At 32.2% G+C, this 25323-nt stretch carries 27 protein-coding genes; 14 read left to right on the top strand and 13 right to left on the bottom strand.

Annotated elements, in window-relative coordinates:
* Positions 1-5: 5 nt before the first annotated feature.
* On the top strand, positions 6-563 hold the full coding sequence (locus ABXT66_RS08690; RefSeq protein WP_443643109.1) for an inner membrane-spanning protein YciB: 558 nt from the start codon (positions 6-8) through the stop codon (positions 561-563).
* On the opposite strand, the gene ABXT66_RS08685 is transcribed toward ABXT66_RS08690, so the two are convergent.
* The 9 genes from ABXT66_RS08685 to ccmA all read right to left on the bottom strand — a co-directional run bounded on the left by ABXT66_RS08685 (position 560) and on the right by ccmA (position 7498).
* On the bottom strand, positions 560-1588 hold the full coding sequence (locus tag ABXT66_RS08685) for a tetratricopeptide repeat protein (RefSeq protein ID WP_443643108.1): 1029 nt from the start codon (positions 1586-1588) through the stop codon (positions 560-562). The two genes, ABXT66_RS08690 and ABXT66_RS08685, sit on opposite strands and share 4 nt — an antisense overlap.
* A gap of 206 nt (positions 1589-1794) precedes the next feature.
* The gene (locus tag ABXT66_RS08680) at positions 1795-2199 is read right to left on the bottom strand and encodes a cytochrome c-type biogenesis protein (protein WP_443643107.1); all 405 of its coding nucleotides are present in this window, start codon (positions 2197-2199) and stop codon (positions 1795-1797) included.
* Between the two features lie 4 nt (positions 2200-2203).
* Positions 2204-2764 (bottom strand): DsbE family thiol:disulfide interchange protein, encoded by a 561-nt coding sequence (locus ABXT66_RS08675; protein ID WP_443643106.1) that lies wholly within the window; start codon positions 2762-2764, stop codon positions 2204-2206.
* Positions 2765-4720: a heme lyase CcmF/NrfE family subunit gene (locus tag ABXT66_RS08670; RefSeq protein ID WP_443643105.1), complete on the bottom strand. Its 1956-nt coding sequence runs from the start codon at positions 4718-4720 to the stop codon at positions 2765-2767.
* Positions 4717-5160, bottom strand: coding sequence for a cytochrome c maturation protein CcmE (gene ccmE / locus ABXT66_RS08665; RefSeq protein WP_443643104.1), 444 nt, complete (start codon positions 5158-5160; stop codon positions 4717-4719). The genes ABXT66_RS08670 and ccmE overlap by 4 nt, the downstream gene beginning before the upstream one ends.
* Before the next feature lie 29 nt (positions 5161-5189).
* Entirely contained in the window at positions 5190-5327 is a 138-nt protein-coding gene (ccmD, locus tag ABXT66_RS08660) for a heme exporter protein CcmD (RefSeq protein ID WP_443644732.1), read from the bottom strand.
* Between the two features lie 33 nt (positions 5328-5360).
* Positions 5361-6092: a heme ABC transporter permease gene (locus ABXT66_RS08655; RefSeq protein ID WP_443643103.1), complete on the bottom strand. Its 732-nt coding sequence runs from the start codon at positions 6090-6092 to the stop codon at positions 5361-5363.
* A gap of 72 nt (positions 6093-6164) precedes the next feature.
* Positions 6165-6857 (bottom strand): heme exporter protein CcmB, encoded by a 693-nt coding sequence (gene ccmB, locus ABXT66_RS08650; RefSeq protein WP_443643102.1) that lies wholly within the window; start codon positions 6855-6857, stop codon positions 6165-6167.
* The gene (ccmA, locus tag ABXT66_RS08645; protein WP_443643101.1) at positions 6854-7498 is read right to left on the bottom strand and encodes a heme ABC exporter ATP-binding protein CcmA; all 645 of its coding nucleotides are present in this window, start codon (positions 7496-7498) and stop codon (positions 6854-6856) included. Before ccmA ends, ccmB begins: the two co-directional genes overlap by 4 nt.
* A 153-nt stretch (positions 7499-7651) precedes the next feature.
* On the opposite strand from ccmA, the gene ABXT66_RS08640 reads away from it, so the two are divergent.
* The 4 genes from ABXT66_RS08640 (at position 7652) to ABXT66_RS08625 (ending at position 11550) form a co-directional block, all read left to right on the top strand.
* Positions 7652-8845 carry a CaiB/BaiF CoA transferase family protein gene (locus ABXT66_RS08640; protein ID WP_443643100.1) on the top strand — a complete coding sequence of 398 codons (1194 nt, stop codon included), beginning with the start codon at positions 7652-7654 and terminating at the stop codon, positions 8843-8845.
* A gap of 18 nt (positions 8846-8863) precedes the next feature.
* Positions 8864-9709: an NAD(P)-dependent oxidoreductase gene (locus ABXT66_RS08635; RefSeq protein WP_443643099.1), complete on the top strand. Its 846-nt coding sequence runs from the start codon at positions 8864-8866 to the stop codon at positions 9707-9709.
* 88 nt (positions 9710-9797) lie between these two features.
* Complete coding sequence (locus ABXT66_RS08630; protein WP_443643098.1) at positions 9798-10697, top strand: inverse autotransporter beta domain-containing protein; 900 nt, start codon at positions 9798-9800, stop codon at positions 10695-10697.
* 1 nt (position 10698) lies between these two features.
* A complete protein-coding gene (locus ABXT66_RS08625; protein WP_443643097.1) occupies positions 10699-11550 on the top strand; it encodes a hypothetical protein in 852 nt (283 codons plus the stop codon).
* A gap of 1 nt (position 11551) precedes the next feature.
* Here the strand turns inward: ABXT66_RS08625 and ABXT66_RS08620 are convergent, their stop codons facing one another.
* Together ABXT66_RS08620 and ABXT66_RS08615 are read right to left on the bottom strand one after the other, a co-directional pair.
* Positions 11552-13216: a thiamine pyrophosphate-dependent enzyme gene (locus tag ABXT66_RS08620; protein ID WP_443643096.1), complete on the bottom strand. Its 1665-nt coding sequence runs from the start codon at positions 13214-13216 to the stop codon at positions 11552-11554.
* A 19-nt stretch (positions 13217-13235) separates the two neighbouring features.
* Positions 13236-14015, bottom strand: coding sequence for an SDR family oxidoreductase (locus ABXT66_RS08615; RefSeq protein WP_443643095.1), 780 nt, complete (start codon positions 14013-14015; stop codon positions 13236-13238).
* A gap of 179 nt (positions 14016-14194) precedes the next feature.
* Here ABXT66_RS08615 and ABXT66_RS08610 point away from each other — a divergent pair, with 179 nt between their 5' ends.
* The 9 genes from ABXT66_RS08610 to ABXT66_RS08570 all read left to right on the top strand — a co-directional run bounded on the left by ABXT66_RS08610 (position 14195) and on the right by ABXT66_RS08570 (position 23289).
* A complete protein-coding gene (locus ABXT66_RS08610) occupies positions 14195-16876 on the top strand; it encodes a helicase-related protein (RefSeq protein WP_443643094.1) in 2682 nt (893 codons plus the stop codon).
* Positions 16877-17272 (top strand): RNA-binding S4 domain-containing protein, encoded by a 396-nt coding sequence (locus ABXT66_RS08605; RefSeq protein ID WP_443643093.1) that lies wholly within the window; start codon positions 16877-16879, stop codon positions 17270-17272.
* A gap of 72 nt (positions 17273-17344) precedes the next feature.
* Positions 17345-17680 carry a ferredoxin FdxA gene (fdxA, locus tag ABXT66_RS08600; RefSeq protein ID WP_443643092.1) on the top strand — a complete coding sequence of 112 codons (336 nt, stop codon included), beginning with the start codon at positions 17345-17347 and terminating at the stop codon, positions 17678-17680.
* A gap of 86 nt (positions 17681-17766) precedes the next feature.
* Positions 17767-18291: a CarD family transcriptional regulator gene (locus ABXT66_RS08595; protein ID WP_443643091.1), complete on the top strand. Its 525-nt coding sequence runs from the start codon at positions 17767-17769 to the stop codon at positions 18289-18291.
* A 27-nt stretch (positions 18292-18318) separates the two neighbouring features.
* A complete protein-coding gene (gene pip / locus ABXT66_RS08590) occupies positions 18319-19263 on the top strand; it encodes a prolyl aminopeptidase (protein WP_443643089.1) in 945 nt (314 codons plus the stop codon).
* 76 nt (positions 19264-19339) lie between these two features.
* Positions 19340-19591, top strand: coding sequence for an exodeoxyribonuclease VII small subunit (gene xseB, locus ABXT66_RS08585; RefSeq protein WP_443643088.1), 252 nt, complete (start codon positions 19340-19342; stop codon positions 19589-19591).
* Positions 19592-19618: 27 nt separating this feature from the next.
* Positions 19619-20536, top strand: a complete 918-nt coding sequence (locus tag ABXT66_RS08580; protein WP_443643087.1) for a polyprenyl synthetase family protein — start codon at positions 19619-19621, stop codon at positions 20534-20536.
* A gap of 34 nt (positions 20537-20570) precedes the next feature.
* Entirely contained in the window at positions 20571-22523 is a 1953-nt protein-coding gene (dxs, locus tag ABXT66_RS08575) for a 1-deoxy-D-xylulose-5-phosphate synthase (RefSeq protein ID WP_443643086.1), read from the top strand.
* A 16-nt stretch (positions 22524-22539) separates the two neighbouring features.
* A complete protein-coding gene (locus tag ABXT66_RS08570; protein ID WP_443643085.1) occupies positions 22540-23289 on the top strand; it encodes a TlyA family RNA methyltransferase in 750 nt (249 codons plus the stop codon).
* Between the two features lie 18 nt (positions 23290-23307).
* On the opposite strand, the gene aroC is transcribed toward ABXT66_RS08570, so the two are convergent.
* Complete coding sequence (gene aroC / locus ABXT66_RS08565; RefSeq protein WP_443643084.1) at positions 23308-24402, bottom strand: chorismate synthase; 1095 nt, start codon at positions 24400-24402, stop codon at positions 23308-23310.
* A gap of 23 nt (positions 24403-24425) precedes the next feature.
* Positions 24426-25259 carry an enoyl-ACP reductase FabI gene (gene fabI, locus ABXT66_RS08560; protein ID WP_443643083.1) on the bottom strand — a complete coding sequence of 278 codons (834 nt, stop codon included), beginning with the start codon at positions 25257-25259 and terminating at the stop codon, positions 24426-24428.
* Between the last annotated feature and the right edge of the window lie 64 nt (positions 25260-25323).

The following is a 25323-nucleotide window of genomic DNA, read 5'->3' as shown; positions in this document are numbered from 1 at the left end:
TAAAGTTGGAAGAAGTTAACAAAAAAGAAGGTTATAGATCTATTCTAGAGATGGGACCCTTGTTATTATTTTTTGGGGTAAATTACTTTTATGGAATTATGGCAGGTACTACAGTTTTGGTAATAAGCACATTATTTTCGCTTGCTCTTTCATGGTATTGGTTCAAAAATATTCCAATGATGGCAGCTGCTGGATGCATAGCAGTTGTATTTTTTGGTGGCTTAACAATTTTTTTTGATGACGACTTCTTTATTAAAATAAAACCAACTATTGTTTCAATAATAATAGCCGGCGTTCTTGCTTCTGGAAAAATTTTAGGAAGAAACCCACTTGCTGCTATTATGAAATCAGCGGTTAGTCTTACACCAGAAGGATGGAACAAGTTGACATGGTTATGGGTAGTTATGTTTATAATAATGGCTATTGCAAATGAAATTGCATGGAGAAGTTTAACAACTGATCAGTGGGTTTCTTTCAAAGCTTTTGGAATACCAGTATTGTCTCTTGGCTTTGGTTTGTTATCTTTACCCATAATGCAAAAACATCAAATCAAAAAAGATTAATTTTTATCTTTAATAGATTGGAGCTTTTTTGAAAGCTCTAATCTCATAGGAGATTTTTTTGGGAGTTTAGACAAAAGTTTGTTCCAAGAACGAGTGGCTAGTTTGTTATTTCCTTCAGTAAAAGCGTTAAGACCCTGAAAAAATAGAGCATCTATATTGGTAGAATCTAAAATTAAAATTTCTGCGATAATGTTTTTAACCTCTGATGTAAAGTTAGGTTTGACTGAAGGGGGTAATAATTCTTTTAATAACATTTGTTTTAAAGCTATGTTGTCCGGACTTATTTCGATCGCTACTTTTATTGCATCTAGGGCCTTTTCTCTATTATTTAAAACTTTGTATGATCTAAATAATTTTAGCCATCCATCTAAGTCCTGTTTAGACTTTGTTAGACGATCAGCAAGTTGAGCTACCATCTGATCTATCTTTATTTTTTGGTTCTCTTCAGTTGAATTTAAAATATCTTGCGTAATGGAGTTTTTATAATCTAAGTTTGTTTTAAATTTATTCTCCAAAACTTTATTACTAATGCCTAAATTTTTAGCTGCAGATCTTATATTTACCTCAAGGTCATTTTTCCATGTATCTGTGTTTTTGGTGATTTTGTATAGATCAACCCATATTTTGAAAGCTTCTTCTTCATTTCCAATTTGAGATTGAGCTAGTCCATTTAAAAAATTTGCACCTGGATCAAAGGGGTCTTCAATTAAGGCTTGATTTATTAGGTTTTGTGCCTTTGATGTTACTTGACCATCTGCTTTTTTAACCATTGCCTGAGCCAACAAAGATTTTAATTTCGGTGTACTTTTTATAGACAATATTTTTTTTAAACTAGATATTTCAACCTCTGTTTTATTTATTTTTGATGCAGTAGAGGCCAAATTTAAAAGAATATTTAAATTGTTGGGGTCGGTTTTAGATTTTGAAAGCAGTTCATTGAATTTTTTAAGGTTTTTGAAAAACATACTATTTTTTTTATTTTCACTTTGGATTAATTTTAACTTAGAGGCGTTTAATTTTTCCATATTGATAAATGGATTACCAATTTTATAGTAAATACTAGAACTTAAAAAAAATATAAATATAGCGAAAATAACAAATAACAACTGAGGTGATTTCAATTTTCCACTTTTGTTTTGCAAATAATTTGTATGTTTTATATTTTGAAAAATATAAAATATAGAAATAATAGTAATTATAAAAATTATAACAAATAACATAGATTCTATTTCTATTTAAAACGACTTTTTTTTAAAATTTTCATAACCAAAAACAGACCCAATATCAAAATTATAAAAGGTAAAAACCATAATAATATTGTATTAGTTTTTAATGGAGGATTTAAAAGTATATAATCTCCATATCTATTACTTAAATATTCATAAATTTCTTTATCAGTAGAACCTGTCTCAATTTTTTCTTTTATTAAAATTCGTAAATCTTGAGCGATTTGAGAGCTTGAATCGTCTATACTTTGGTTTTGGCATACAAGGCATCGAATGTTTTGCCCAATTTCTCTTGTTTTATTTGTAACATAATCAGATTTAACATAATTTTCTTTTATATTTATATTATTTTGAGCTGTTACGAAAAATAAAGAAAATACAAATATAAATAAATTTATTTTTTTTAACATTCTATTATTTTTTTCTAATTAAAGGTAAGACTTCGGATTTAAATACATTATATAAAAGTGGTCCAGCATGACGGTAAATTATTTTACCATCAGTATTAACTATGAACGTTTCTGGTACACCATAGACTCCCCAATCTATGGCTATTTTTCCAAAGTCATCTAATCCAATCTGGTCATAAGGGTTGCCGTAATCTTCTAAAAATACTTTAGTATTTTTTACTTTATCTTTATAGGCAATACCAACAACAGGAATGAGTTTAGACAATTCTTTAATTAGTGGAGCTTCAACCCTGCATGGTGCACACCAAGAAGCAAAAAAGTTAACTGCAAAAAAATTATTTTTATATTTATCAATATTTAAAGTTTGATCTTTAACTTTTTGTTGAAAAAAATCTATCTTTTCAATTTTTATTGTTGGTATTTTTTTGCCAATTAGTTGAGAATTAATTAAATTTTGATTTGAAGGATTTTTTTTAACTTCATACAAAACTAATGCTGATACTGCTAATATCAACGCAAATAATGTAAGAGGTAATATGTTAAAAATTATGATTTTAGATTTCATTTAAATAGCATTCTTAAGTTTTTTCCTAGATTTTCTACTTTGTAATATCGACACTAAACCACCAAGTGCCATAAAGCCTGCCCCTCCCCAAATCCACGAAATAAGAGGATTGAAATAAACTCGTATCGACCACCCAGTTTCCTTGTTACCATCTCCTAATACTAAATAAGTATCTCCCCAGAAATCACTTAGAATAGCCGCTTCTGTCGTTTGACTTTTCTCAATTGGGTAGAAGCGCTTCTCTGGTTTTAATACGTCAATTATTTTTTTGTTTTTTAGAAGAGTAAATGTAGCAGTTTCAGATTTATAATTTGGGCCAGGTAAAGTTTCAACTTTATCAAATATTAATGATTTATTTCCAATATTAATAATATCTCCAACATTTTTTTTAATATTAAATTCAGTTTTATAAAATTGCTCTCCTGTTACACCTACTAAAAAAACAGCAACCCCCATGTGAGCAATATGTACTCCAAGATTATTTTTTGAAAAATACAAAAATATAGCTTTAAAACTGTTCAATCTTAAATTTGTAGCTTTTATTTGAAACGTCAAATCAACAATTACACCTGTAAGTAGCCATATAGCAAGAGATCCACAAATTATAGAAAACAAAGAAGATTCATCAATCATAAATAGTCCCAGCCCACCCAAAAAAGTAATTACAGAAAGAAAAATAAGTTTTTTTGCAATTTTATTTGGTTTTTTTATTCCCCAGCTTAGGAAAGGAGCTATTGCCATTAACAAAATTACTGGGGCCATAATAGGTGCGAAGGTTGCATTATAGTATGCAGGACCAATAGAAATTTTATTTCCATTAAATGCATCAAGAAATAATGGGTACAATGTTCCTATTAAAACTGTTGCTGCAGCTGTGGTAAGAAATAGGTTATTAATAAGAAGAGCGCTTTCTTTACTCATAATATTAAACTGACTTTTATCTTCTTTAAATAGCGATGTTTTAGTTGCGTATAATATTAAAGGACCACCTGTTGCAATTCCTAAAATAATTAATATAAAAAGTCCCCTTGACGGATCTGAAGCAAAAGCATGCACTGAAGTTAACAATCCTGATCTAACTATGAATGTTCCTAATAAAGAAAATGAAAAGCCTAATATTGACAGTAAAATAGTCCAGTTGATCAAAATAAACCTAACTTCTAGTATTCTTACAGAATGTAATAAAGCAGTTGCAATTAACCAAGGCATAAAAGACGCATTTTCTACTGGGTCCCAAAACCACCAGCCTCCCCATCCTAATTCATAATAAGCCCACCAACTTCCCAGTGCTATTCCAATTGTAAGAGCACACCAAGCAATTGTTATCCAAGGCCTCATTTGGCGTGCCCATTCTTTATTAATTTCTCCAGTAATTAATGCTCCAACTGCAAATGAGAAAGATACTGATAAACCAACATATCCAAAATATAATAGTGGTGGATGTAGTGCTAAACCTGGATCCTGAAGTAAGGGGTTTAAGCCATTACCATCTATTGGCAAAACGTTTAGTCTTTCAAAAGGGTTTGAAGTAAATAAAATAAATGACAAAAATAAACATAAAATTATTGTCTGTATTCCAATTATTGAAGACAAAAGTTTATAAGATATTTGATGTTTTTTTCTAGAAACTAAAAATGTAAAAAACGATAATATTAATATCCATAACATTAATGAGCCTTCATGATTACCCCACGTACCGCTGATTTTATAAATTAGAGGTTTAAGAGTGTGTGAGTTATCTGAAACAATAACTAAAGAAAAATCAGAAATTATAAAGCTATAAACGAGAATTCCAAAAGAAAAGAGTATAAATACAAAATTAATGAAAGTACTTTTTATAAGAACGTTTATAGTGATATCATCGCTTTTTTTGATATTAAAACACCAGAAAAGGACTTGAAGTATTGAAGCAACAAACGTAAGTATCAATAAAATATGACCTATCTCAGGGATCATTTTTTTTCTCCCTGCCAAACCCCATTTTTTATAAGAGCGTCAGCTACTTCAGGAGGCATGTAATTCTCATCATGTTTAGCAAGAACTTGGCTAGCAATTAATTTGTTATTTTGAAACATACCTTCAACTACTATACCTTGACCTTCCCTAAATAAATCTGGAAGCGGTCCATCAAATAAAACCTCTATTTGATGACTTCTATCTGTTATATTAAATTTAGTAGTACCATCTTTTTTTATTACAGAGTTTTCAAGAACAAGGCCTCCCACTCTAATTTTTTTTTGAATATCTTGTTTGTTTCCATATTTGACTTTAATTTCATTAGGAGTGAAGAAATATATAATATTTTCTTCCAATGCCATTAATATAAGCTTAGTAGCTAAGCCTAGGGTTAATGTTATAAATACTATGATTATAAGCCGTCTGTATTTGGGGTTCATTGATTTAAATTTTTACTCAACTGCTAAAATTAAGTGTTAGATTTGATTAGATGGCTTAGTAATTTTTTTGCTTTTTTTAATTTGTAAAAAGCTAGAAAAAGTAAATAAGCTAAACTAGATAGTGTTAAAAAATAGCTAGGCCATATATAAATATTATAACCTTCCATGATCCAAGATATATTTTCCATATGAGGTCCTATTTATACAAATTCCCTAAGGTTTGATTTTAAAAGTAGAGCTTCACATTTTTTTTCTATTAACTTTGTCTTAACGTTAATGGTAATTATATATAAAGAAAATATACTAAATCCAGTTATCATGAGAACTAGTGGAAGAAGCATTTGATTGTCGATAGAGGGGCCGTCAAATCTTAGTATGCTAGATGGCTGATGTAATGTGTGCCACCAATCAACTGAAAACTTTATTATTGGTAAATTAATAACACCAATAATAGCAAGAACAGACGCAGACTTTGAACCATCAATTTTACGTTCGAAAGCGTTAGATAATAAAATATAACCAAGATAGAAAAAGAATAATACAAGCATCGAAGTAAGTCTTGCATCCCAAACCCACCAAGTTCCCCACATTGGTTTGCCCCACAATGATCCGGTTATTAAAGTTAATAGTGAAAACATTGCTCCAATAGGTGCAATAGAACTTGAAATTATATCTGCTAATGGATGTTTCCAAGCCAAATAAAAAACACAAGAAATGGCTAAACTGAGAAATAATAATGAAGCAAGCCAAGCTGAAGGAACATGAACATACATTATCCTAACGGCATCACCTTGTTGATAATCTTTAGGGCTATCGAAAAGACCGAAATATAATCCTAATGTAATTAATATAACAGAAATGACGATTAAAAAAGGTTCGAGCTTGTTGGTAATTCTTTTGAATCTATTTGGGTTTGCTAACCAATCAAACATGTGTTTTGAACCTTCTTAAATTATATAGTACTAACAAGTTTTTATCACATTTTTTTTCTAAGTAAACTTTAGTCACCTACCAATAGCAATTCTTACTAATAAGGCAGAAATAAATGGTGATATTACTAGATATATTAAAGTTAAAGCCATTAATAAAAACAAGTTACCGAAAGGAGATTCACCTATTTTAACAGCTTCATTTATACCTACTCCAAATATTGAAATAGGTATCATCAGAGGTATAATCAATATTGGTAACAAAATGTTTCCTCTCTTCGCTCCTAATATTAAAGCAGATCCATTTAATCCAATTAAAGAAATTCCTAGACCACCTATAGACATACTTAAAATCAACCAAGGTAAATACTTCAACTCCATACTTAATAAAATTGCAAATAATGGGGATGAAAGGATTGTAGGAATTAATACTATTAACCAATATGAAATACTTTTAGACAATAAAACTATTTCAAGTGGGACATCTGTTGTTGCAATTTGATCTAGCCACCCACTTTCGTAGTCTTTCTGAAGTATTTTTTCTAGAGAAGGTAATATTGCTATTATTAAACCAATCCAAATAATTGCATTAGATACAATACCCAGTTTTTCCTTATCTGGACCAATACCAAGAGGAAACAACAAAATTATTAAAAGCATGAAACCAATAATAGAAATTAAATCAATTAAAGAACGAGAATTTGTTAAAAAGTCTCTTTTCATATGAGCTATAAATATATAAGTCCAGCTTGAATGAGAGGTTTTCATTTTATATTCCGCTTATTTAGTAAGGTTAAATCTATGATGTTAAATTTTTTTTCTAAAATATTTAAGTCATGACTGGCTATAATGACAGTACCCTTTTGTTTTAAAAAGCTAGAAATTAATTGTTGAAATAATACACGACTTGGCTGATCTAATTCATTAGTAGGTTCGTCTAATATCCAAAAATCTATTTTATTGATAAACGAATAATACAACCTCGCTAACGCTGCTCTTTTTTTTAAACCTTCAGAACATTGAGATATGAATAAATTAGCATACTTATCTATATTTACGCTTTTAAGGGCTTTTTTTAAATTTTCTTCACTGGTTGACCATCCTTTTATAGCCACCCAAAATTTAAGATTTTCTATAATAGTTAAATCTGTTGATAAGCCGTTTTTAGTATCAATAAAAATTAATTTTTGAGACCATTCTGCTGTGCTTGAAAGAATGTTTTTTTTATTTAGTTTTATTTTACCATTTTCTAGAGGGGTAAAGCCAGCTAGTGCTCTTAATAGTGTTGATTTTCCAGATCCATTTTCTCCTTTTATGATTGTCACTAAACCAGTTTCTATCACAGAGTTAAAATCAGAAAATATAGTTCTGGAACCTCTTTGGATGGTTAGATTTTCTAAATTAATCATTGATAACTCAAATAAATTTTACTTTTTTTTATATTTATACAATAGTTTAAGAAAAATCTTGTAACTTAAATGAGATTTTTTAAATTAAAATTTTATTACTCTTTATTTTCTGTAATAGCTATCAATACTTATAATGAACAAATGGATTTAGGCATGAAAAACGGACCTTTAAAAGGCATAAAAATTATTGATGCTTCTTCCATTTTGATGGTTCCGTATTGTACTCGGTTACTTGCAGACATGGGAGCTGAGGTAATTAAAATTGAAACGTTAGAGGGTGACAACACAAGATATATTGGGCCTGGTGTCAATAAAGGAATGGGTGCTGTTTTTTTAAATATAAATAGAAATAAAAAAAGTATATGTGTAGATTTAAAAACTCAAGATGGTCAATTAATTGTTAAAAAATTAATAAAAAGTGCCGATGTTTTCGTTTCAAACATAAGAAAAGCAGCTCTGAAAAGAATTGGCCTTACACACTCTGAATTCAAAAAAATTAATCCTAAAATTATTACTGCTAATGCAGTTGGGTTTTCTTCAAAGGGACCTTATGCAGGATTACCAGCCTTTGATGATACCATACAGGCTGTAAGTGGAATGGCAGCTTATCAAGAAGCTTACTCAAACCAGCCAAGTTATACGGCTGGAGCAACGGCAGACAAAGTAACGGGATTAATGTTAGGAATGTCTATTGTTGCAGCATTGTTTCAACGTACTAAAGATGGAGAAGGTGCAGAATTAGAATTGCCTATGATGGAGACGATGGTGGATTTCTCCCTTGTGGAGCATTTATATGGCTATAATTTTATCCCGCCGAAAGCTCCTCCAATTTACCCCAGGCAATCTTCTCCAAATAGAAGACCCTACAAAACATTAGATGGTTATATTGCTGTTCTTCCTTATAGCGATGATCAGTGGTTAAGGTTTTTTAAATTAATTAATAAAGAACATGTTTTGCAGGATTTAAGGTTTTCGTCTTTAAAATCTAGAAATGAAAATATTGATCAGTTGTATTCAATTCTCTCAGATGCTCTTGAAAAAGAAGATACTAATTATTGGATAATTAATTTAAAAAAGAGTGATATTCCAGCAATGAAAGTTAATTTTCCTGAAGATATTTTTGAAGATGAACATTTAAAAGAAATAAAGTTTTTTAAAACAAACAATCATCCAACTGAGGGTGAATTGCTTTATCCAAGTATTCCTACTAGTTATAATAGTGACATTGAAAATCAAACACTCCACGCCCCTAATCTTGGAGAACATACAAAGGAAATGTTGCTTAGTATTGGATACTCTATTTCTGAAATCGAGAGTTTGGTGTTTAGGAATATAATTAAAATTTAAATATTAAAGGGAAACGTTATGAAAATAGAAAATGTCGGCTTTATTGGTTTAGGTGCTATGGGATCAGTGATGGCACCATTAATAGTTAAAGCAGGCTATAATGTTTTTGGATATGACGTTGGTTCAAAAATTGAACAATCAACTGGGGTTAATCAAGTTAATTCAATTAATGACTTGATAAATATGGATGTAATAATTTTCATGCTTCCTAATAGCAAAATTGTTGCACAAGTTACAAATGAGTTGTTAGATTTAAATACAAAATCAATTCTAATAGATATGTCCTCAAGTGATCCTCGTGAAACAAAACAACTAGGTAAAACTTTACAAGATAAAGGTATAAATTTTTTAGACGCGCCAGTTTCTGGAGGAGTTGCTCGAGCCAAAACCGGTAATTTAATGATAATGGCTGGTGGTAAAGTTGAGCATATAAAAATTGTTGAAAACATTTTATCAGTAATGGGGAAAGTACAGTTTGCAGGTCCATTAGGTTCAGGGCATGCAATTAAGGCATTAAATAATTATGTATCTGCCGCTGGTTTGATAGCTAGCTTTGAAGCATTAGCAACTGCACGGTCTTTTGGTATTGAGCCAGAAAATTTTTTAAAAATTATTAATGGAGCTACGGGTAAAAATAACACTACAGAGGTAAAGTTAGATAAATTTGTAGTTTCAGAAAAATATAACTCAGGTTTTGCTCTTGATTTAATGGTTAAAGATGTCTCAATTGCTAATAGTTTAATTAAAGACTTTACCACTAAAAACTCTCTATCAAAAAGTGTTTCTCATTATTTATCAGAATCACTAGAAGAACTTGGGGGGAACCCAGATCATACTGAAGTATATAAAGTGATTAAAAAATAATCATTTAAGATAATTTTTTTTTAAAACTTGATCTTTTAGAATTTTTTTTTATCATTTTATGAAATTTATATAATCATGGGAAATTTTTATGCAATATAAATCGATATTTCTATCAACTTTAGTGGCTATGCCACTCACTTTCCTTGAAGTGAGTGCTGCTGGTAATAGTGATAAGCTTAAAGATACAATTATAGATAAAACTATTCAAAAGTTTGAAGATGGCTTTAATTCATTGTTTACAAATACTGAATTGACGATAGAAGGTCGAACTGGTGCGGATCCAAATTTCACCCTGCTTACGATTAATCCAATTTCAGAAAATAGTGCTGAAGGTGATTTAACTTTTTTCCAAGGTTCAATCATAAGACAAAATAATCGAAATACAATCAACTTAGGTATTGGTTATAGACAACTTAGTGACGATGAAAAATGGATTTATGGAGTAAATGCATTTCATGATTATGAAAGCACTTATGAACATTCAAGAATGAGTGTCGGCGCAGAAATAAGAAGCTCAGTCTTTGAAATTAACGCTAATAAGTATTTTGCTACAAGTGGAGCTAAGACAGGTAAGGACGGAAATACTGAAAGAGCCCTAGATGGTTATGAAGTAGAATTAGGTGGACAGGTTCCTTATATTCCATCAGCTAAAATATTTGTAAAAAACTGGAAGTGGGAAGGGTATCAAGTTGCTGACACAAAAGGTAATACGTATAGTTTACAAATTAATGCACCTATAGCTCCTAATATAACATTAGAAGCTGGTACTAAAGACTTTGATACAGGCACAGATGTTGATTTTGTAAACCTAACCTATAAAATTGGCTTAGGTGAAGGACAATCTGAAAAAGATAAAATTGTTCAGAGTTTAATTTCTAATCAAGCTTTTAATGCTAAGTCTATGAAGGATAAGATGCTTGATAAAGTTAGACGTAAAAATCAAATTGTAATTCAGACAAGCTTTAAAGCTTCAGCTGGAGGAGTTTAATATGACTAATTTATTTAAAATAATTTCTTTATCAATTATATCAATTTCATTCCTTTCTTTTAAAGCCTTTGCAGTTACGGCTGAGGATAGTGGTGCATGCAGTACAGGTGCAAACGTATTTGCTGGTTCAAACACAGCCTGTCGTTTTACACCACAGCTTTACAAGGCAAGTGTTTTTGAAATGGGTCTTTGTACAGCAAATCCTATGGCAGGAGCTGCATTAGATAAAACTACATGCACGACTGTTTTTACAGCAACTGATCAAACAAATGGTTCTGAACACGATTTTGCTTTGGGAGATGTAGATCTTGTAGGAACTTCTACTGCACCTGCAATTGGAACATATCAATACCCATATATTATTTTAAGTAACGTTTTTAGTGTTAAAGGCGAGTTTACTAAAGCAGATAACACAACGTTTTATATAAATAATGACGGCGCAGGTGGAGCTTGTGGAACTGTTGATACAACCGGACCTGCTGAGGAATGTACATCTACATTGAATCAATTTGGTCAAGGAGCTACTTGTGACGGCGAATATATTGGTGCTGTGGTTGCTGTTGGTACACTTGATGGTTATTTAATGCAAAATTCAACTCTAGACAAAAGAGATGGTGCTGGAGAAACATCTGGTGGTGAATGCACGAATGTGGATAGATTAGTTGGTGTGATGAACTTAACAGACCCTGTTGTGATAACACCCTCTACTATGGGATTTAAATTTACGTTCAATGTTACTGGTTATGGAGCCCAATTATTTTCAAGCTCAGCTCCAAGCAATACAGCTGATGGTGGAGGTGGTAGTGGCCCATTTTCAGGTTTTTTTACAGTAACTGAAGCTCCTCAACAATAGATTAAGATTTATTTATCTGAAGTTCAGTAATTGTCGTTGTGCTTGTATTAAGTTCTAAGCTCATTTTAAATTCTATTAATGATGGGCCATCAACATTCATAGCTTTTTGTATTGTAGGGATCACATCTTCAACCTTTTCAATGGTAAAACATATTAGTCCAAAACTTTCTCCGTATTTTGCAAAGTCAGGGTTTACCAAATTTGTAGCATAATGATGCCTTGTTGGAAAGTGAAGTTCCTGATGATAACGTATTGTCCCGTAATGTTGGTTATTTGCGACTATGACTCTTATTTTTGCTTTTTGAGCTACGGCAGTAGCCAGTTCAGAGCCAGTCATTAAGGCACCGCCATCTCCAACAAGAGAAAAAACTTGTTTACTTGGAAATCTAAGAGCAGCAGCAATTCCGGCTGGAATACCCATCCCCATAGCTCCAATTTCAGACCCAATTAATTTCATTGAAGATTTAAATGGAAATCTATGATGCATCCAACTGGTAAAGTTGCCAGCGTCATTTGTTATTATAGAGTCTTCTGGCGCTAATTTACCTAGGCCATCAATTAAATGAGCAAAATCAAGTCCATCATTTGCATTTCTTGGTGGAAGTGTAGCATTGTTTTTTAAGTAACGTTGATGACATAGATTAACCCATTCTTTTCTATTGTTATTAACGTTTTTATTTTCAATTTCTGATAGTTGTTCTAAAAAATTTTCACTATCAGCAACTATACTTAAATCTGTTCTAAAGATTTTGCCTATTGAATTTGGATCAGGTAAAACATGTACAAAAGTTTGATTTGGGGATGGAAATTTATACGCCATATTTGGCACACCATTAAATCGATGGCCTACAACTAACACAACATCAGCCTCTAAGGCATTTTTTCTAATTGGTTCTGGGGGCCTTAATCCTAATTCTCCTGCATAACTAGGGTGATCGTGCGAGAGAATATCTTGATGTTCATAAGTGCATAAAACCGGTAGATTGTATTTGTCAGCAACAATTTTGACGAGTTCTCTAGCATTATTTGATGTATGAATTTGTCCACCAACAACTAATACAGGCTTTTTTGCATTTGCTAATATGTTAGATACCTCTTTGACTTTATCAGGAAAAGCTAATGGTGGGTTTATCTTAATTTGTTTTACATCATTAATTTCAACTTTAGTCTCTAGTACATCTGTTGGTATTGCTATAACAACAGGTCCAGGGATACCATTTTCGGCTATATGAAAAGCCCTTGCCGTTACATTTGCAATTTCACTTGGAGTGTTTATTTGTTCAACGTGTTTTGCCATATCAGAAAAAGTTTTAATAAAATCCATCTCTTGTAAATGCATTTTACCAGTACTGATTCTGTTTATCTGACCTATAAAAAGAACCATAGGAATTCCACCTTGCTGGGCAGAGTGAACGGATATAGATGCGTTGGTTGCACCAGGGCCTCTGCTTACAAAAGCTACTCCTGCTTTGCCTGTACATTTTGCGTCGGCAACCGCCATAAAGCCAGCACCACCCTCGTGTCTGCAAGTAACAACCTCTATACCAGGGGAATATAGTAATTCATCCATTACTGACAAATATGATTCTCCAGGTACACAAAAAAATCTATCAACACCATGATTTTTTAGAGTTTGAACAAAAACGGAAGCTGCTTTTTTAGTCATTTTTTAAATTGCCTTATTTTTAAATAGTTGTTTTCTTTCCGCCATCCAGATTTATTTCAGTACCTGTAAGATGACGCATCTTAGGATCACAGAGAAAATAAGTTAATTCAGCAACTTCTTCAGGAGTGCCAAATCTATCTAATCCAATATTTTCTAAGGCTTTTCTTTCTGCTTCAGCAAACGTAATTCTGTCTCGATCTGCATTACTTTGAATGATTGTTATTAAGCGGTCTGTTGATGTCATGCCAGGGTTGATTGAATTAACATTAACTCCGTCAATCAATCCTCTTTTTGACAAAGCTTTTGAGAAATTTAAAAATGCGGCATTTACAGCGCCACCAACCATAAAAAATGGATCAGGAGAATGGCTCATTGCTCCATTGATAGAAACAACCCATCCTTTATTTTTAGATAGAGTAGGCCAAAAAGCTTTGGACAACCTAACAGCGCTATAAAATTTTAAAGCAAATCCATCTTCAAAATCTTCAATAGGTTGCTTCAGAAAATCGCCGCTCTTTGTAGCGCCTGCACTAAAAATTAATGTATCAAAATCTTGAAATTCATTTTCAATAATATTTATTACACTATTACAACCTTCTTTAGTTTTAAGATCCGATGCTTGATATTGAATACTAACTTTATATTTACCTTTTAGTTCAGATGCAGTCCTTGCAAGATTTTCTTCATTTGAAGCAAGTAGGAAAATATCAATATCTTCTTGAGCAAAACGTTCAGCTATTGCCTTGCCTATGCCTTTGCTGCCACCTGTAATTATAGCTTTGCGTTTGTGAGCCGACATAATTTTCTCCAGAAAGTAATTGCAATGAAATTTTATTCTATTGATTTTTTTTAAAAGTGTATATTAAATTTATGGGATAATGTTAGGTTGGATTTATAAAAGATTAACATTGAAACGGCATCTTTATCTCTTTAACATAGAACAAGTTATTTGATTTAAGTAAAAAGAAAATTACTGATATGTCTCCTAAAAGTATTGATAAAAACTACTCTATAAAAGCGTTATTAGGGCCAACTAATACTGGTAAAACTTACTATGCAATGGATCGAATGCTCTCTCATAAATCAGGTATTATTGGTTTTCCCTTAAGGCTTTTGGCTAGAGAAAATTATGAAAAAGCAGTTATACAAGTTGGTAAAGAAAATGTTGCTTTAGTGACAGGTGAAGAAAAAATTGTTCCACCTTTCGCTAAATATTTTTGCTGTACAGTAGAATCCATGCCTTTGGAAAGATCTTTTTCTTTTGTATCAATAGATGAAATTCAATTAGCAGCTGATCCTGAAAGGGGATTTATTTTTACAGACAGAATTCTTAATGCCAGGGGGACAGAAGAAACGGTCTTTCTTGGAGCAGAAACTATAAAGCCATTGTTACAAAAAATATTACCTAATTGCGAAGTGGAAATAAGACCTAGGTTATCTACTCTAAGTTATATAGGTGTAAAAAAAATAACCAGATTAAAGCCTCGGTCTGCAGTTGTTGCTTTTTCAGTTCCAGAGGTTTATAGAATCGCCGAGCTTGTGAGAACAAAAAAAGGTGGCGCTGCAATAGTGATGGGTGCTTTGTCTCCAAGGACAAGAAATTCCCAAGTAGAACTCTATCAAAGTGGACAAGTTGATTATTTGATTGCTACAGATGCAATAGGAATGGGCTTAAACATGGATATTGATCATGTTGCCTTTGCTTCTGATATAAAGTTTGATGGGAATGCCCCCAGACATCTGTCAGCGGCAGAAATTGCCCAGATAGCCGGTAGAGCAGGACGTCACAGCCGTAATGGATCATTTGGAGTTGTTGAAGATTACTTAAGTTTTGAAGAAGATACCATTGAACAAATTGAAACTCATTCATTTATGTCACTAAGAAATATATGGTGGAGAAATACAGAATTAAACTTTAATTCTTTAAATAATTTAATTAGGTCTTTAGAAGTTCCTCCACCCTTCAAATTTATGAGAAAAAAAGTTGGTGCTTTAGACGCTATTTGTTTAAATCATCTCTCAGAACAAGATACCATTAAAAATAAAATTGATAGCAGAGAAACTTTGTCTCTTTTATGGAATATTTGTCAAATTCCTGATTTCAGCAATTCCTTATCTAGCATGCATTTTAACTTGCTAGAAAAAACTTTTGAATTATTATTAAAAGGCAAATTAGATAATGATTGGATAAGTTCACAAATCAGTAGGCATGATAGAGTAGATGGAGAAATTGATACATTATTAAATAGAATATCTAATATTAGAACTTGGACATTTATAACAAATAGAAAAAATTGGTTAGACGAAGCAGATTATTGGCAAGCTAAAGCCAAAGCCATTGAAGACAAATTATCTGATGAATTACACGATAGGTTAACACAAAGATTTGTAGATAAAAAAATTGTAATATTAAATAAAACAATGAAAGAGCATCATAATTTGGAAGCAGTAATTAGGTTAGACGGAAAAGTCTTTATAGAAGAAGAAGAGGTAGGAACCCTTAATGGTTTTGACTTCATACCTTATCTATCTGAAGGTGAAAAAGCAGCAACCATCCTAACGGCAGCAAGAAAAATTTTACCTAAAGAGATTGAAAGGCGAGTTCGAGAACTTTTGATTTCAGATAATGCGGCTTTTAAATTTAATAGCGATGGCACTATTCGATGGCAAAACAATAAAGTTGCAATACTGGTTCAAGGTGAGAATTTATATTCACCAAAAATAAGTGTTAATAATTCTGAATTATTGTTGGATGAACATATAAAACAGATTGAATTAAGAATTAATGAGGCAGTTGAAAAAAACATTAAAGATATTTTATCTGAAGCCATTAATCTTAAAAAACCATTAATAGATAAAAAAGTGAATTTAGATAATAATGATATTGAAAAAAATATTATTACTGAAACTGATGATATTGCTGAAAAAGAAGACATTGTATCAGATAACAATTTATCAGGTAAAGCTCTTGGAATAGCCTATGAAGTTTATGAAGGGATGGGGTCTGCAAAAACAAGTAATTTGTCAATGTCGATAAATAAACTTTCTGAGAATGATAAAAGAAATTTAGCAAAACTAGGCTTAAGACTAGGTGTCGAGACTATATATTTACCTAACTTTTTAAAGCCATCATCTATAAAATTACGTGCATTATTATGGTCTGTTTATAATCATAATTTTCCAGAGGAGGGCCCTCCACCTGATGGTCGTGTTAGTGTTGTAATTGGCCCTGATGCTAACCATGATTACTATAGAGCGTTAGGGTTTGTACCACTAGGTAATTTAGCTTTAAGGGCGGATATTGCAGAAAGACTTTCAGCCCTAATCAGAGCAGAAGCAAGAACTGGTAAATTTAAAATAAATGACTCAATGTTGTCTATTTCAGGGTCTACGAAAATTCAAATGGAAGATATTTTGTATGATTTAGGTTATGTTAAAAATGGAGAGGAACCATCAACTTTAGTTGATCAAATTCCAATTGTCATTTTTGAACGTCCGAAGAGTAAAAGTAAAAATTTAAATAAAACAATTAAATTTGTTTCAAAAAATAAACAAAACTCTAAAACAAATTTAAAAAATAATTTTAAAAATAAGAAGCAAGATCAGTTAGCAGATCCGCTATCGCCATTCGCAATATTAAAATCTATTAAAATAAAGTAGATGGCCTTAGATATTCAGGAAAAAAAAACTATAAGGCTAGATCTCTATCTGTTTTATATTAGATTATTTAAAAGTCGAAATTTAGCAACAAAATTTATAACTACAAGCAGAGTACGTATAGCAGGACAAGTAACTCAAAAGCCACATAAATTAGTTTCAATAGACGATGTTTTGACCATACCAATTAATGATAAAGTCAAAATATTAAAAATTATTAATATTCCTAATAGAAGAGGTCCTTTTTTAGAATCAATCCTTTATTATGAAGATTTAACACCAATAGAAAAAAAAGAAATTACAACTGATAAGAAAGTTAATCTTAAATTTGTTGAGAGGGTAGGGCGTCCAACAAAATTAGAGCGCCGTCAGACAGATAAATTAATGGGTAGAAACTGACATTAATTAATATCTAACTTGTAATCTAAATTGTTGTAGTTTAAACAATTTAAAATAGTATTAGGTAGTAAAATGACTTATATAGTTAATGATAAATGTATTAATTGTAGGCATACCGATTGTGTGGAAGTATGTCCAGTTGATTGTTTTTATATAGGTGAAAACACCATTGTTATTCATCCCGATGAATGCATTGACTGTGGAGTATGTGAACCTGAATGTCCCGTTGATGCAATTCAATCTGATACGGATCCTGGCGCTGATCAATGGCTAGAGTATAATAAAGAAATGTCAGAAATTTGGCCTAACATTACTATGAAGATGGATCCTTTACCTGATGCCGAAAAATACGCGGACGAGACAGGTAAATTTGAGAAATATGGTTCTAAAAATCCTGGAGAAATATAAATTCAAGTAAACATTAATTTCTTTAAACCTAGTTATTTAAGCGTAAATATGTTATAAGACCCTTTTTATATTAAAGGTGTACTGAATTGTCTAAAGATCAAAACTTAATTAATACATTTATTCCGGGTGATTTTGTGGTTTACCCTAGTCATGGTGTTGGTAAAATTATAGGAACAGAAAAACGTAAGATTGAAGAAACAGATTTAGAATTACTAGTTATTCGTTTTGAGCATGAAAGGATGACATTAAGAGTTCCTTTGTCCAAAGCAACCGAATCTGGTTTAAGAACTCTGTCAAGTAAAGTTCAGATGGATGAAGCAATTATCACTTTAAAGGGTAAAGCTAAAGTTAAAAAAACAATGTGGTCAAGAAGAGCCCAGGAATATGAAACTAAAATTAATTCTGGAAGCCTTGTTTCGATTGCAGAAGTGGTGAGAGACTTATATCGTAAGGATGACCAAGGGGAGCAGTCTTATTCTGAACGACAAATGTATCAAGCAGCTTTAGAACGTTTAGCTAGTGAGTTTGCAGCGGTTGATGATACAGATAAAGATAGCGCAGTCATAAAGTTAGAAAAAATAATTTATGATAGTGCCGAAGAAGCTGCTTAGTCATATTTATCTAAAACTAATTAATTAATGTTAACTATCAAGCAAAAATCTACTTTTCTTTTTGATTGTCTGCCATCTTTTCAAGAAGGTTATCTAGATGTTGGTAATGGTCATAAAATTTATTATGAACAATATGGAAACCCTAACGGGAAGCCTGTTTTGTTTTTACATGGTGGGCCAGGAGCTGGTTTTTCAAACTCTCATAAAGCTTTTTTTGATCCAAAAATTTTCAGAGTAATTTTTTTTGATCAAAGAGGCTCTGGTAAAAGCATCCCATATGCAGAAACTAAGAATAATAATACTGAATCTCTTATTTCAGACATTGAAAGACTTAGAGTTTTTCTAAAAATAGATAACTGGTATATTTTTGGAGGTTCTTGGGGAAGCACTCTTGCTTTATTATACGGTATTAATTTTCCACAAAGATGTTTAGGTTTCATTCTTAGGGGAATTTTTTTAGGTACTATTGATGAGATAAATTGGTTTTTATATGACATTAGAAAATTTTTTCCAGAAGCGTATGAAAAATTTATAACACATGTTCCATTAACCCATAGAACCAAAATACTTGAGTGGTTTTATCAGCAACTAAGAATAAATAATAGATCGCTAAACCTTAAGGCAGCATCAGTATGGGCAGAGTATGAAAATTCTTGTTCATCTTTAGAGTATGTTGAACGGCCAGTATCTGGAGAAAATGCTCTGGCGATTGCAAAAATAGAAACTCATTATTTTATTAATAATTGCTTCATAAAAAATAATTTTATTATTTCAAATATTCATAAAATATCAAAAATACCTGCAGTTATAATTCAAGGTAGGCATGACGTAATATGTCCACCATTTAACGCACTATATCTTTGTAAGGTTTGGGATATGGCAACAATTGAAATTGTTGAGGATGCAGGTCATTCAGCTTTCGAGGTTAATATAGGAAGAAAGTTAATAAACGCACTTCATATGATTAAGTAATCTATTGATTAAATTTGAATGAGGAGTTAGTTTTTAAAGATAAATATAAAAATGATTTGATATAGGTGTTTGGTTTATGAGCAATGACAATGTGATAGACACGATGACTTTTGAAGAAGCGATGAATGAATTAGAAAAACTTGTTGAATCTCTGGATAAAGGGGATATATCACTTGATCAGGCAATTTCGGCATATGATAGAGGTTCTCAGTTAAAGGACCTTTGTCAGAAAAAACTTAACGAAGCTAAAATGAAAGTTGAAACCATTCAATCATCAGATAATTTAGATGTAATCCCAGATAAATTAACCACTTTTGACTCTGACTAATATGTCTTGTAAATAGAGCACATATGTATGATTGATTTTATAAATAAATTAAAAAAAAATTCATATGTGATAGATCAATTTTTAGATAAACATTTGCCAATTGGAGATAGTCTAAACTCTAAACTTTTTGAGGCTATGAGATACTCTTCAATTAATAGTGGGAAAAAAATAAGAGCCTTTTTAGTTATAGAATCTGGAAAATTTTTAGGTTCAATTAATAATCAAGAAATTTCAAAGTCAAAGTACGATGAACTAGTTGTTGTAGCTTCCGCTATTGAAGCTATTCATACTTATTCATTAATACATGATGATTTGCCTGCTATGGATAATTCTTCTACAAGGAGAGGAAAACCGTCTAATCACGTAAAATATGACATGCATACAGCTATTTTAGCCGGAGATGCATTGTTAAGTTGGGCTTTCCAAATTATAAGTGACCAGAATTTAATTAAAGACTCCATGCAAAGATCTGAAATCTGTTTTGCATTAGCAAAAGCGATAGGCCCTTATGGAATGGTTGGTGGGCAGCAAGCTGATATGGATTTAAATAACAAAAGTAGCTTAAGCTTAGATGAAATTGAATGGATTCAAAGCCATAAAACTGGAGTATTAATTTCATCTTGCTCTCATGTAGCTTCTATTTTATTGAACGTTAATGATAAACAACGGGATAAAATTATCAGTTATGCAAGTAATATAGGTCTAGCCTTTCAAATAGCAGATGATTTGTTAGATAAAGATGGTGACGAAACAGTCATGGGGAAACCTATTAAGCAAGATGATAAAAATGAAACACCAAATTTCGTTACAATATTAGGTAGAGATAAAGCAACCAAAAGAGCTTTAGAAGCATCAAATTCAGCAATAAGTACAATTGAAAATTTTGGGTATGATATAGAAAACCTTGTATCTTTGGCAAAATATACTGTAAATAGAAATCATTAATTTTATGAATATTACATTAGGTTTAATTTAATTAATGGCAAATAAAGATAAAAAAAATACATTTTCATCTACACCGATACTTGATCAGGTAAATGACCCGAATGATTTAAAGTTTCTAGAAATAGATAACCTTGAACAATTATCTTCAGAAATTCGCTCCGATATGATCGATAGCGTTTCTAAAACTGGAGGTCATTTAGGAGCTGGACTTGGAGTTGTTGAGCTTGCTGTTGCCATTCATTATGTCTTCGATACACCTGATGACAAACTAATATGGGATGTTGGCCATCAAGCTTATCCTCACAAAATTTTAACCTCTAGAAGAAATAAGATGAGTACCTTAAGAAAATCAAAGGGTATTTCAGGTTTTACAAAAAGATCAGAATCTATTTATGACCCTTTTGGAGCTGGACATTCATCTACTTCTATTTCGGCAGCGCTAGGAATGGCAGTTGCGAGAGATAGACTAGGTAAATTTAACAATGTTATAGCCGTTATTGGTGACGGAGCAATGAGCGCAGGAATGGCATATGAAGCTATAAACAATGCTGGTGCTTTAAAAACTAACTTACTGGTAATATTAAACGATAATGATATGTCGATTGCACCTGCTGTTGGGGGGTTAAGTAATTATTTATCAAACGTTGTATCAAGCCGTCCTTTTAATAACGTTAGAGAAATAGCTAAACAAATGGTAAATCTTTTTCCAAAGGAGATAGGTGAGACAGCTAAAAGAGCTGAAAATATTGCACGTAATTTTTTAGGTAATTCTGAAGGCACAATATTCAGTCAAATGGGTATGAATTATCTTGGACCTATTGATGGTCATGATATTAAATCAATGGTTAAAATTCTAGAAAATTTAAAAAATGGTTCTCATGAAAAGCCAATGTTACTCCATGTTGTTACGGAAAAAGGAAGAGGACACCCTTTTTCAAAAGGTTCTCATGAAAAATATCATGCTGTTTCAGAATTCAACGTAATAACTGGAGATACAGTTAAGGCAGTTTCTAACGCCCCAACTTATACAAATGTCTTTTCAGAAACGCTATGTAAGATTGCAGAAAAAGATAAAAGGATTATGGCCATTACGGCAGCCATGCCTTCTGGAACTGGCCTAAATAAATTTGCAGAAAAATACGAAGATAGATTTTTTGACGTTGGTATTGCCGAACAGCATGCTGTAACATTTGCAGCAGGAATGGCTTCAGAAGGTTTGAAGCCGTTTGTTGTAATTTACTCGACATTTTTACAAAGAGCATATGACCAGGTTATTCATGATGTTGTTATTCAAAAATTACCAGTTCGATTTATGCTCGATAGAGCAGGATTTGTTGGTGCTGATGGAGCAACACATGCTGGGTCGTTTGATTTAGCTTACCTTTGTTGTTTGCCTGATGTTGTTGTCATGGCGCCAAGTGATGAAGCAGAATTGGCAAATATGGTTTTAACATCTTCAAGGTATAGTGATGGACCAATTTTCTGCCGATACCCTAGAGGTGAAGGTGAAGGTGTTGATATAAAACAATCTCCTGATATTATTGAGATTGGTAAAGGTCGTATTGTCAGAAAAGGAAAAGATTTAGCAATTTTTGCTTTAGGCACTAGAGTTGGTGTGGCATTAAAAGTTGCAGATAATTTGCTTGCAGAAGGTCGCTCAATAACTGTGGCAGATGCTAGGTTTGCAAAACCAATTGATACTGAATTACTTCAAGATTTGTGGAAAAACCACTCTAAGTTAATTATAATAGAAGAGGGTTCAGCAGGTGGTTTTAGCTCACACTGTTTACATTTTCTGTCTTCTAAGGGTGTTCTTAATAATGGAAATAAAGAAATAAGATGCTTAACTATGCCAGATTATTTTCAAGACCATGCCTCTCAAAACGAACAATTAGCAAAGGCTGGCTTAGATGTTGTTGGGGTGACTAATACAATAAAACAAATACTTCCTCTTTCCAAATTAAGTAATGATATGGCTGTGAAATAAGTGATTTAACTATTACTTGGAGTTTATAAAGATAACAAAAGAACGAATAGATAAGCTTATGGTCTCAAGGGGTTTGGCTAAGAGTAGAGAACAGGCTAATTCTATGCTAATGGCAGGTACAGTGTTTGTTAATCAAAAACGCATAGATAAGCCTGGGCAACAAATTACAAAAGAGTCTGAAATAGATGTTAAGGGTAAAATTCACCCGTGGGTATCTAGAGGAGGAATCAAATTAGAAAAAGCTATTTTAGAATATAATTTAGATTGTAATTCTGTAATAGCGCTTGATATAGGTGCAAGCACAGGTGGCTTTACAGATGTACTATTAACAAAAGGTGCAAAAAAAGTTTACGCAGTTGATGTTGGCTATGGCCAATTAGATTGGAAATTAAGACAAGATGAAAGAGTCATAGTTAGTGAAAAAACAAATGCACGTTTTTTAACAGATAAAATTATAAAAGATACTTTGGACGTCATAGTTTGTGATGCCTCTTTTATATCATTAAAAAAAATTTTACCTTCTAGTCTTCAATTTTTGAAAAAAAATGGATGGTTAGCTGCATTAATAAAGCCGCAGTTTGAAGTGGGTAAGGGTCTTGTCGGTAAAGGAGGAGTTGTAAGAGACCCAAACCTTCATGAAGAAGTTACAAATGATATAAAAGGTTGGATTACGTCCGAAATGAAAATGAATTTACTAGGAGTTGTTGAAAGTCCTATTCTAGGCCCAAGTGGAAATAAAGAGTTTGTGATTGTAGTAACTAAGTAAGATACGCTTGATTATTTTTTATATAAGGGATCCAATTTGACTTTCATGTTCTAATAATTGATCAAGGAAAGTAATAGCCAGCATAGCCTCAGCAACAGGGACAGCTCTTATTCCAACACATGGATCATGTCTGCCCTTAGTTTTAATTTGAATTGCTTCATTATTTAAGTTGATAGAACTTTTTTCTGTTAGAATAGAGCTTGTTGGCTTTACTACGAACCTAGCTACAATGGGTTGTCCAGAAGAAATCCCTCCTAATATTCCTCCAGAGTGGTTAGAGCCAAAATAATAACCTCCTTTGTTGTCTGGAAATATTTCGTCATTTGCTTCTACGCCTGTTAACGATGCTAAGTTAAAACCTGAACCAATTTCAACGCCTTTTACAGCATTAATACTCATAAGAGCTTCTGTAATTTGAGTATCTAATTTTTTATAGATAGGGCTTCCTAAACCTTTAGGAACATTTTCTGCTATAACTTCAATTATGGCGCCGGCGCTATTACCTTTCTTTCTTAATTCATCAAGCCATATCTCCCATTTTTTAGCAGCTTCTGGGTCTCCGCAGAAGAATGGGTTTGCATTAACTTCATTCCAATTAAAATTTTCTTTATTTATTTTATTAGGACCCATCTGAATAACACTGGCTCTTATTATGAGTGGTTTTTTTAATTTATGTTCTAATACTTTAAAAGCTATTGCACCAGCAGCAACCCTTACCGCAGTTTCTCTTGCGCTTGATCTGCCACCACCCCTATAATCTCTTATTCCATATTTAGTTTGATAAGTAATGTCTGCGTGTCCTGGTCTAAATTGTTGGGATATTTCAGAGTAATCTTTACTTCGTTGATCTTCATTTTTAATATTCAGAGCGATCGGGTGTCCTGTTGTTTTACCTTCAAAAACTCCCGATAAAATCTCAACTTGATCATTCTCTTTTCTTTGAGTGACGAATTTTGATTGACCGGGTTTTCTTCTATCTAAATAATGTTGAATATCTTCTTCGTTTATAGAAACTAAAGGAGGTACTCCATCAACGACACACCCAATTGCTTTGCCATGGCTTTCACCAAAGCTTGTAAATTTGAAAATATGTCCAAAAGAGTTACTAGCCATTTTAATTCTCTCAAATAGATAAACTAATTATCTTTTTTTTCAGGAGACATGTCAGGGGCGTCAATTGCCTTCATGCCAACTACATGATAACCACAATCAATATGATGCGTTTCTCCGGTTACTCCAGCTGATAAATCAGATAAAAGATAAACTCCAGACCCACCTACATCGTCTAACGTAACATTTCGCCTTAATGGAGAATTATATTGGTTCCATTTAAGTATATATCTAAAATCACCAATTCCACTAGCAGCTAAGGTTTTAATAGGACCTGCAGATAAACTGTTAACTCTAATTTTATCACCGCCCAAATCTGCAGCTAAGTATCTTACAGATGATTCAAGCGCAGCCTTTGCAACTCCCATGACATTATAATGAGGCATTACTTTTTCAGCGCCATAATATGTTAAAGTAATCATGGATCCACCATTAGGCATCATGCCTGCAGCTCTTTGAGCTACTGCAGTAAACGAATAAACAGATATATCCATAGTCTTATAGAAATTTTCTCTTGTTGTATCAAGATACTCACCTTTTAATTCTTCTTTATCTGAATACGCTATCGCATGAACTAAAAAATCAATATTATCCCATTTTTCTTTTAATAATAAGAAGGTTTCATCAATAGCTTTATCACTAGAAACATCGCATGGTATTATAATATTAGAGCCAATTGATTCTGCGAGTGGCCTGACCCTCTTTTCTAAAGCATCTCCTTGATAAGTAAAAGCTAGTTCAGCACCCTGCTTAGCTGCAGCCGAAGCAATTCCCCAAGCTATAGATCTATCATTTGCCACTCCCATAACTATACCACGTTTACCTTTCATGATTCCGTTATTGAGGTTTTTTTCCTGCATAATTCATTTCCTAATCTTAATAAAGATTTTAAAGTATAATATGTTATTATTATATAATTAATTA

This window comes from Candidatus Levibacter sp. Uisw_134_01 (genome assembly GCF_047717795.1).
Classification (GTDB): Bacteria; Pseudomonadota; Alphaproteobacteria; order Puniceispirillales; family Marisalimonadaceae; genus Marisalimonas.
The sequence above is the reverse complement of the archived record's forward strand: the minus strand, read 5'-3'. Positions and strand labels throughout refer to the sequence as shown.

What these genes read in the sequence shown, in the direction of transcription:
- ABXT66_RS08605 (WP_443643093.1), top strand. Translation starts at nt 16,877, where the DNA reads ATGGCCTTAGATATTCAGGAAAAAAAAACTATAAGGCTAGATCTCTAT.
- ccmD (WP_443644732.1), bottom strand. Translation starts at nt 5,327, where the DNA reads ATGGAAGGTTATAATATTTATATATGGCCTAGCTATTTTTTAACACTA.
- pip (WP_443643089.1), top strand. Translation starts at nt 18,319, where the DNA reads ATGTTAACTATCAAGCAAAAATCTACTTTTCTTTTTGATTGTCTGCCA.
- ABXT66_RS08670 (WP_443643105.1), bottom strand. Translation starts at nt 4,720, where the DNA reads ATGATCCCTGAGATAGGTCATATTTTATTGATACTTACGTTTGTTGCT.
- ABXT66_RS08610 (WP_443643094.1), top strand. Translation starts at nt 14,195, where the DNA reads ATGTCTCCTAAAAGTATTGATAAAAACTACTCTATAAAAGCGTTATTA.
- ABXT66_RS08630 (WP_443643098.1), top strand. Translation starts at nt 9,798, where the DNA reads ATGCAATATAAATCGATATTTCTATCAACTTTAGTGGCTATGCCACTC.
- ABXT66_RS08635 (WP_443643099.1), top strand. Translation starts at nt 8,864, where the DNA reads ATGAAAATAGAAAATGTCGGCTTTATTGGTTTAGGTGCTATGGGATCA.
- ABXT66_RS08675 (WP_443643106.1), bottom strand. Translation starts at nt 2,764, where the DNA reads ATGAAATCTAAAATCATAATTTTTAACATATTACCTCTTACATTATTT.
- ABXT66_RS08625 (WP_443643097.1), top strand. Translation starts at nt 10,699, where the DNA reads ATGACTAATTTATTTAAAATAATTTCTTTATCAATTATATCAATTTCA.
- ABXT66_RS08580 (WP_443643087.1), top strand. Translation starts at nt 19,619, where the DNA reads ATGATTGATTTTATAAATAAATTAAAAAAAAATTCATATGTGATAGAT.
- ccmE (WP_443643104.1), bottom strand. Translation starts at nt 5,160, where the DNA reads ATGAACCCCAAATACAGACGGCTTATAATCATAGTATTTATAACATTA.
- ABXT66_RS08685 (WP_443643108.1), bottom strand. Translation starts at nt 1,588, where the DNA reads ATGGAAAAATTAAACGCCTCTAAGTTAAAATTAATCCAAAGTGAAAAT.
- ABXT66_RS08680 (WP_443643107.1), bottom strand. Translation starts at nt 2,199, where the DNA reads ATGTTAAAAAAAATAAATTTATTTATATTTGTATTTTCTTTATTTTTC.
- ccmB (WP_443643102.1), bottom strand. Translation starts at nt 6,857, where the DNA reads ATGAAAACCTCTCATTCAAGCTGGACTTATATATTTATAGCTCATATG.
- xseB (WP_443643088.1), top strand. Translation starts at nt 19,340, where the DNA reads ATGAGCAATGACAATGTGATAGACACGATGACTTTTGAAGAAGCGATG.
- ABXT66_RS08640 (WP_443643100.1), top strand. Translation starts at nt 7,652, where the DNA reads ATGAAAAACGGACCTTTAAAAGGCATAAAAATTATTGATGCTTCTTCC.
- fabI (WP_443643083.1), bottom strand. Translation starts at nt 25,259, where the DNA reads ATGCAGGAAAAAAACCTCAATAACGGAATCATGAAAGGTAAACGTGGT.
- dxs (WP_443643086.1), top strand. Translation starts at nt 20,571, where the DNA reads ATGGCAAATAAAGATAAAAAAAATACATTTTCATCTACACCGATACTT.
- ABXT66_RS08655 (WP_443643103.1), bottom strand. Translation starts at nt 6,092, where the DNA reads ATGTTTGATTGGTTAGCAAACCCAAATAGATTCAAAAGAATTACCAAC.
- ABXT66_RS08620 (WP_443643096.1), bottom strand. Translation starts at nt 13,216, where the DNA reads ATGACTAAAAAAGCAGCTTCCGTTTTTGTTCAAACTCTAAAAAATCAT.
- ABXT66_RS08615 (WP_443643095.1), bottom strand. Translation starts at nt 14,015, where the DNA reads ATGTCGGCTCACAAACGCAAAGCTATAATTACAGGTGGCAGCAAAGGC.
- fdxA (WP_443643092.1), top strand. Translation starts at nt 17,345, where the DNA reads ATGACTTATATAGTTAATGATAAATGTATTAATTGTAGGCATACCGAT.
- ccmA (WP_443643101.1), bottom strand. Translation starts at nt 7,498, where the DNA reads ATGATTAATTTAGAAAATCTAACCATCCAAAGAGGTTCCAGAACTATA.
- aroC (WP_443643084.1), bottom strand. Translation starts at nt 24,402, where the DNA reads ATGGCTAGTAACTCTTTTGGACATATTTTCAAATTTACAAGCTTTGGT.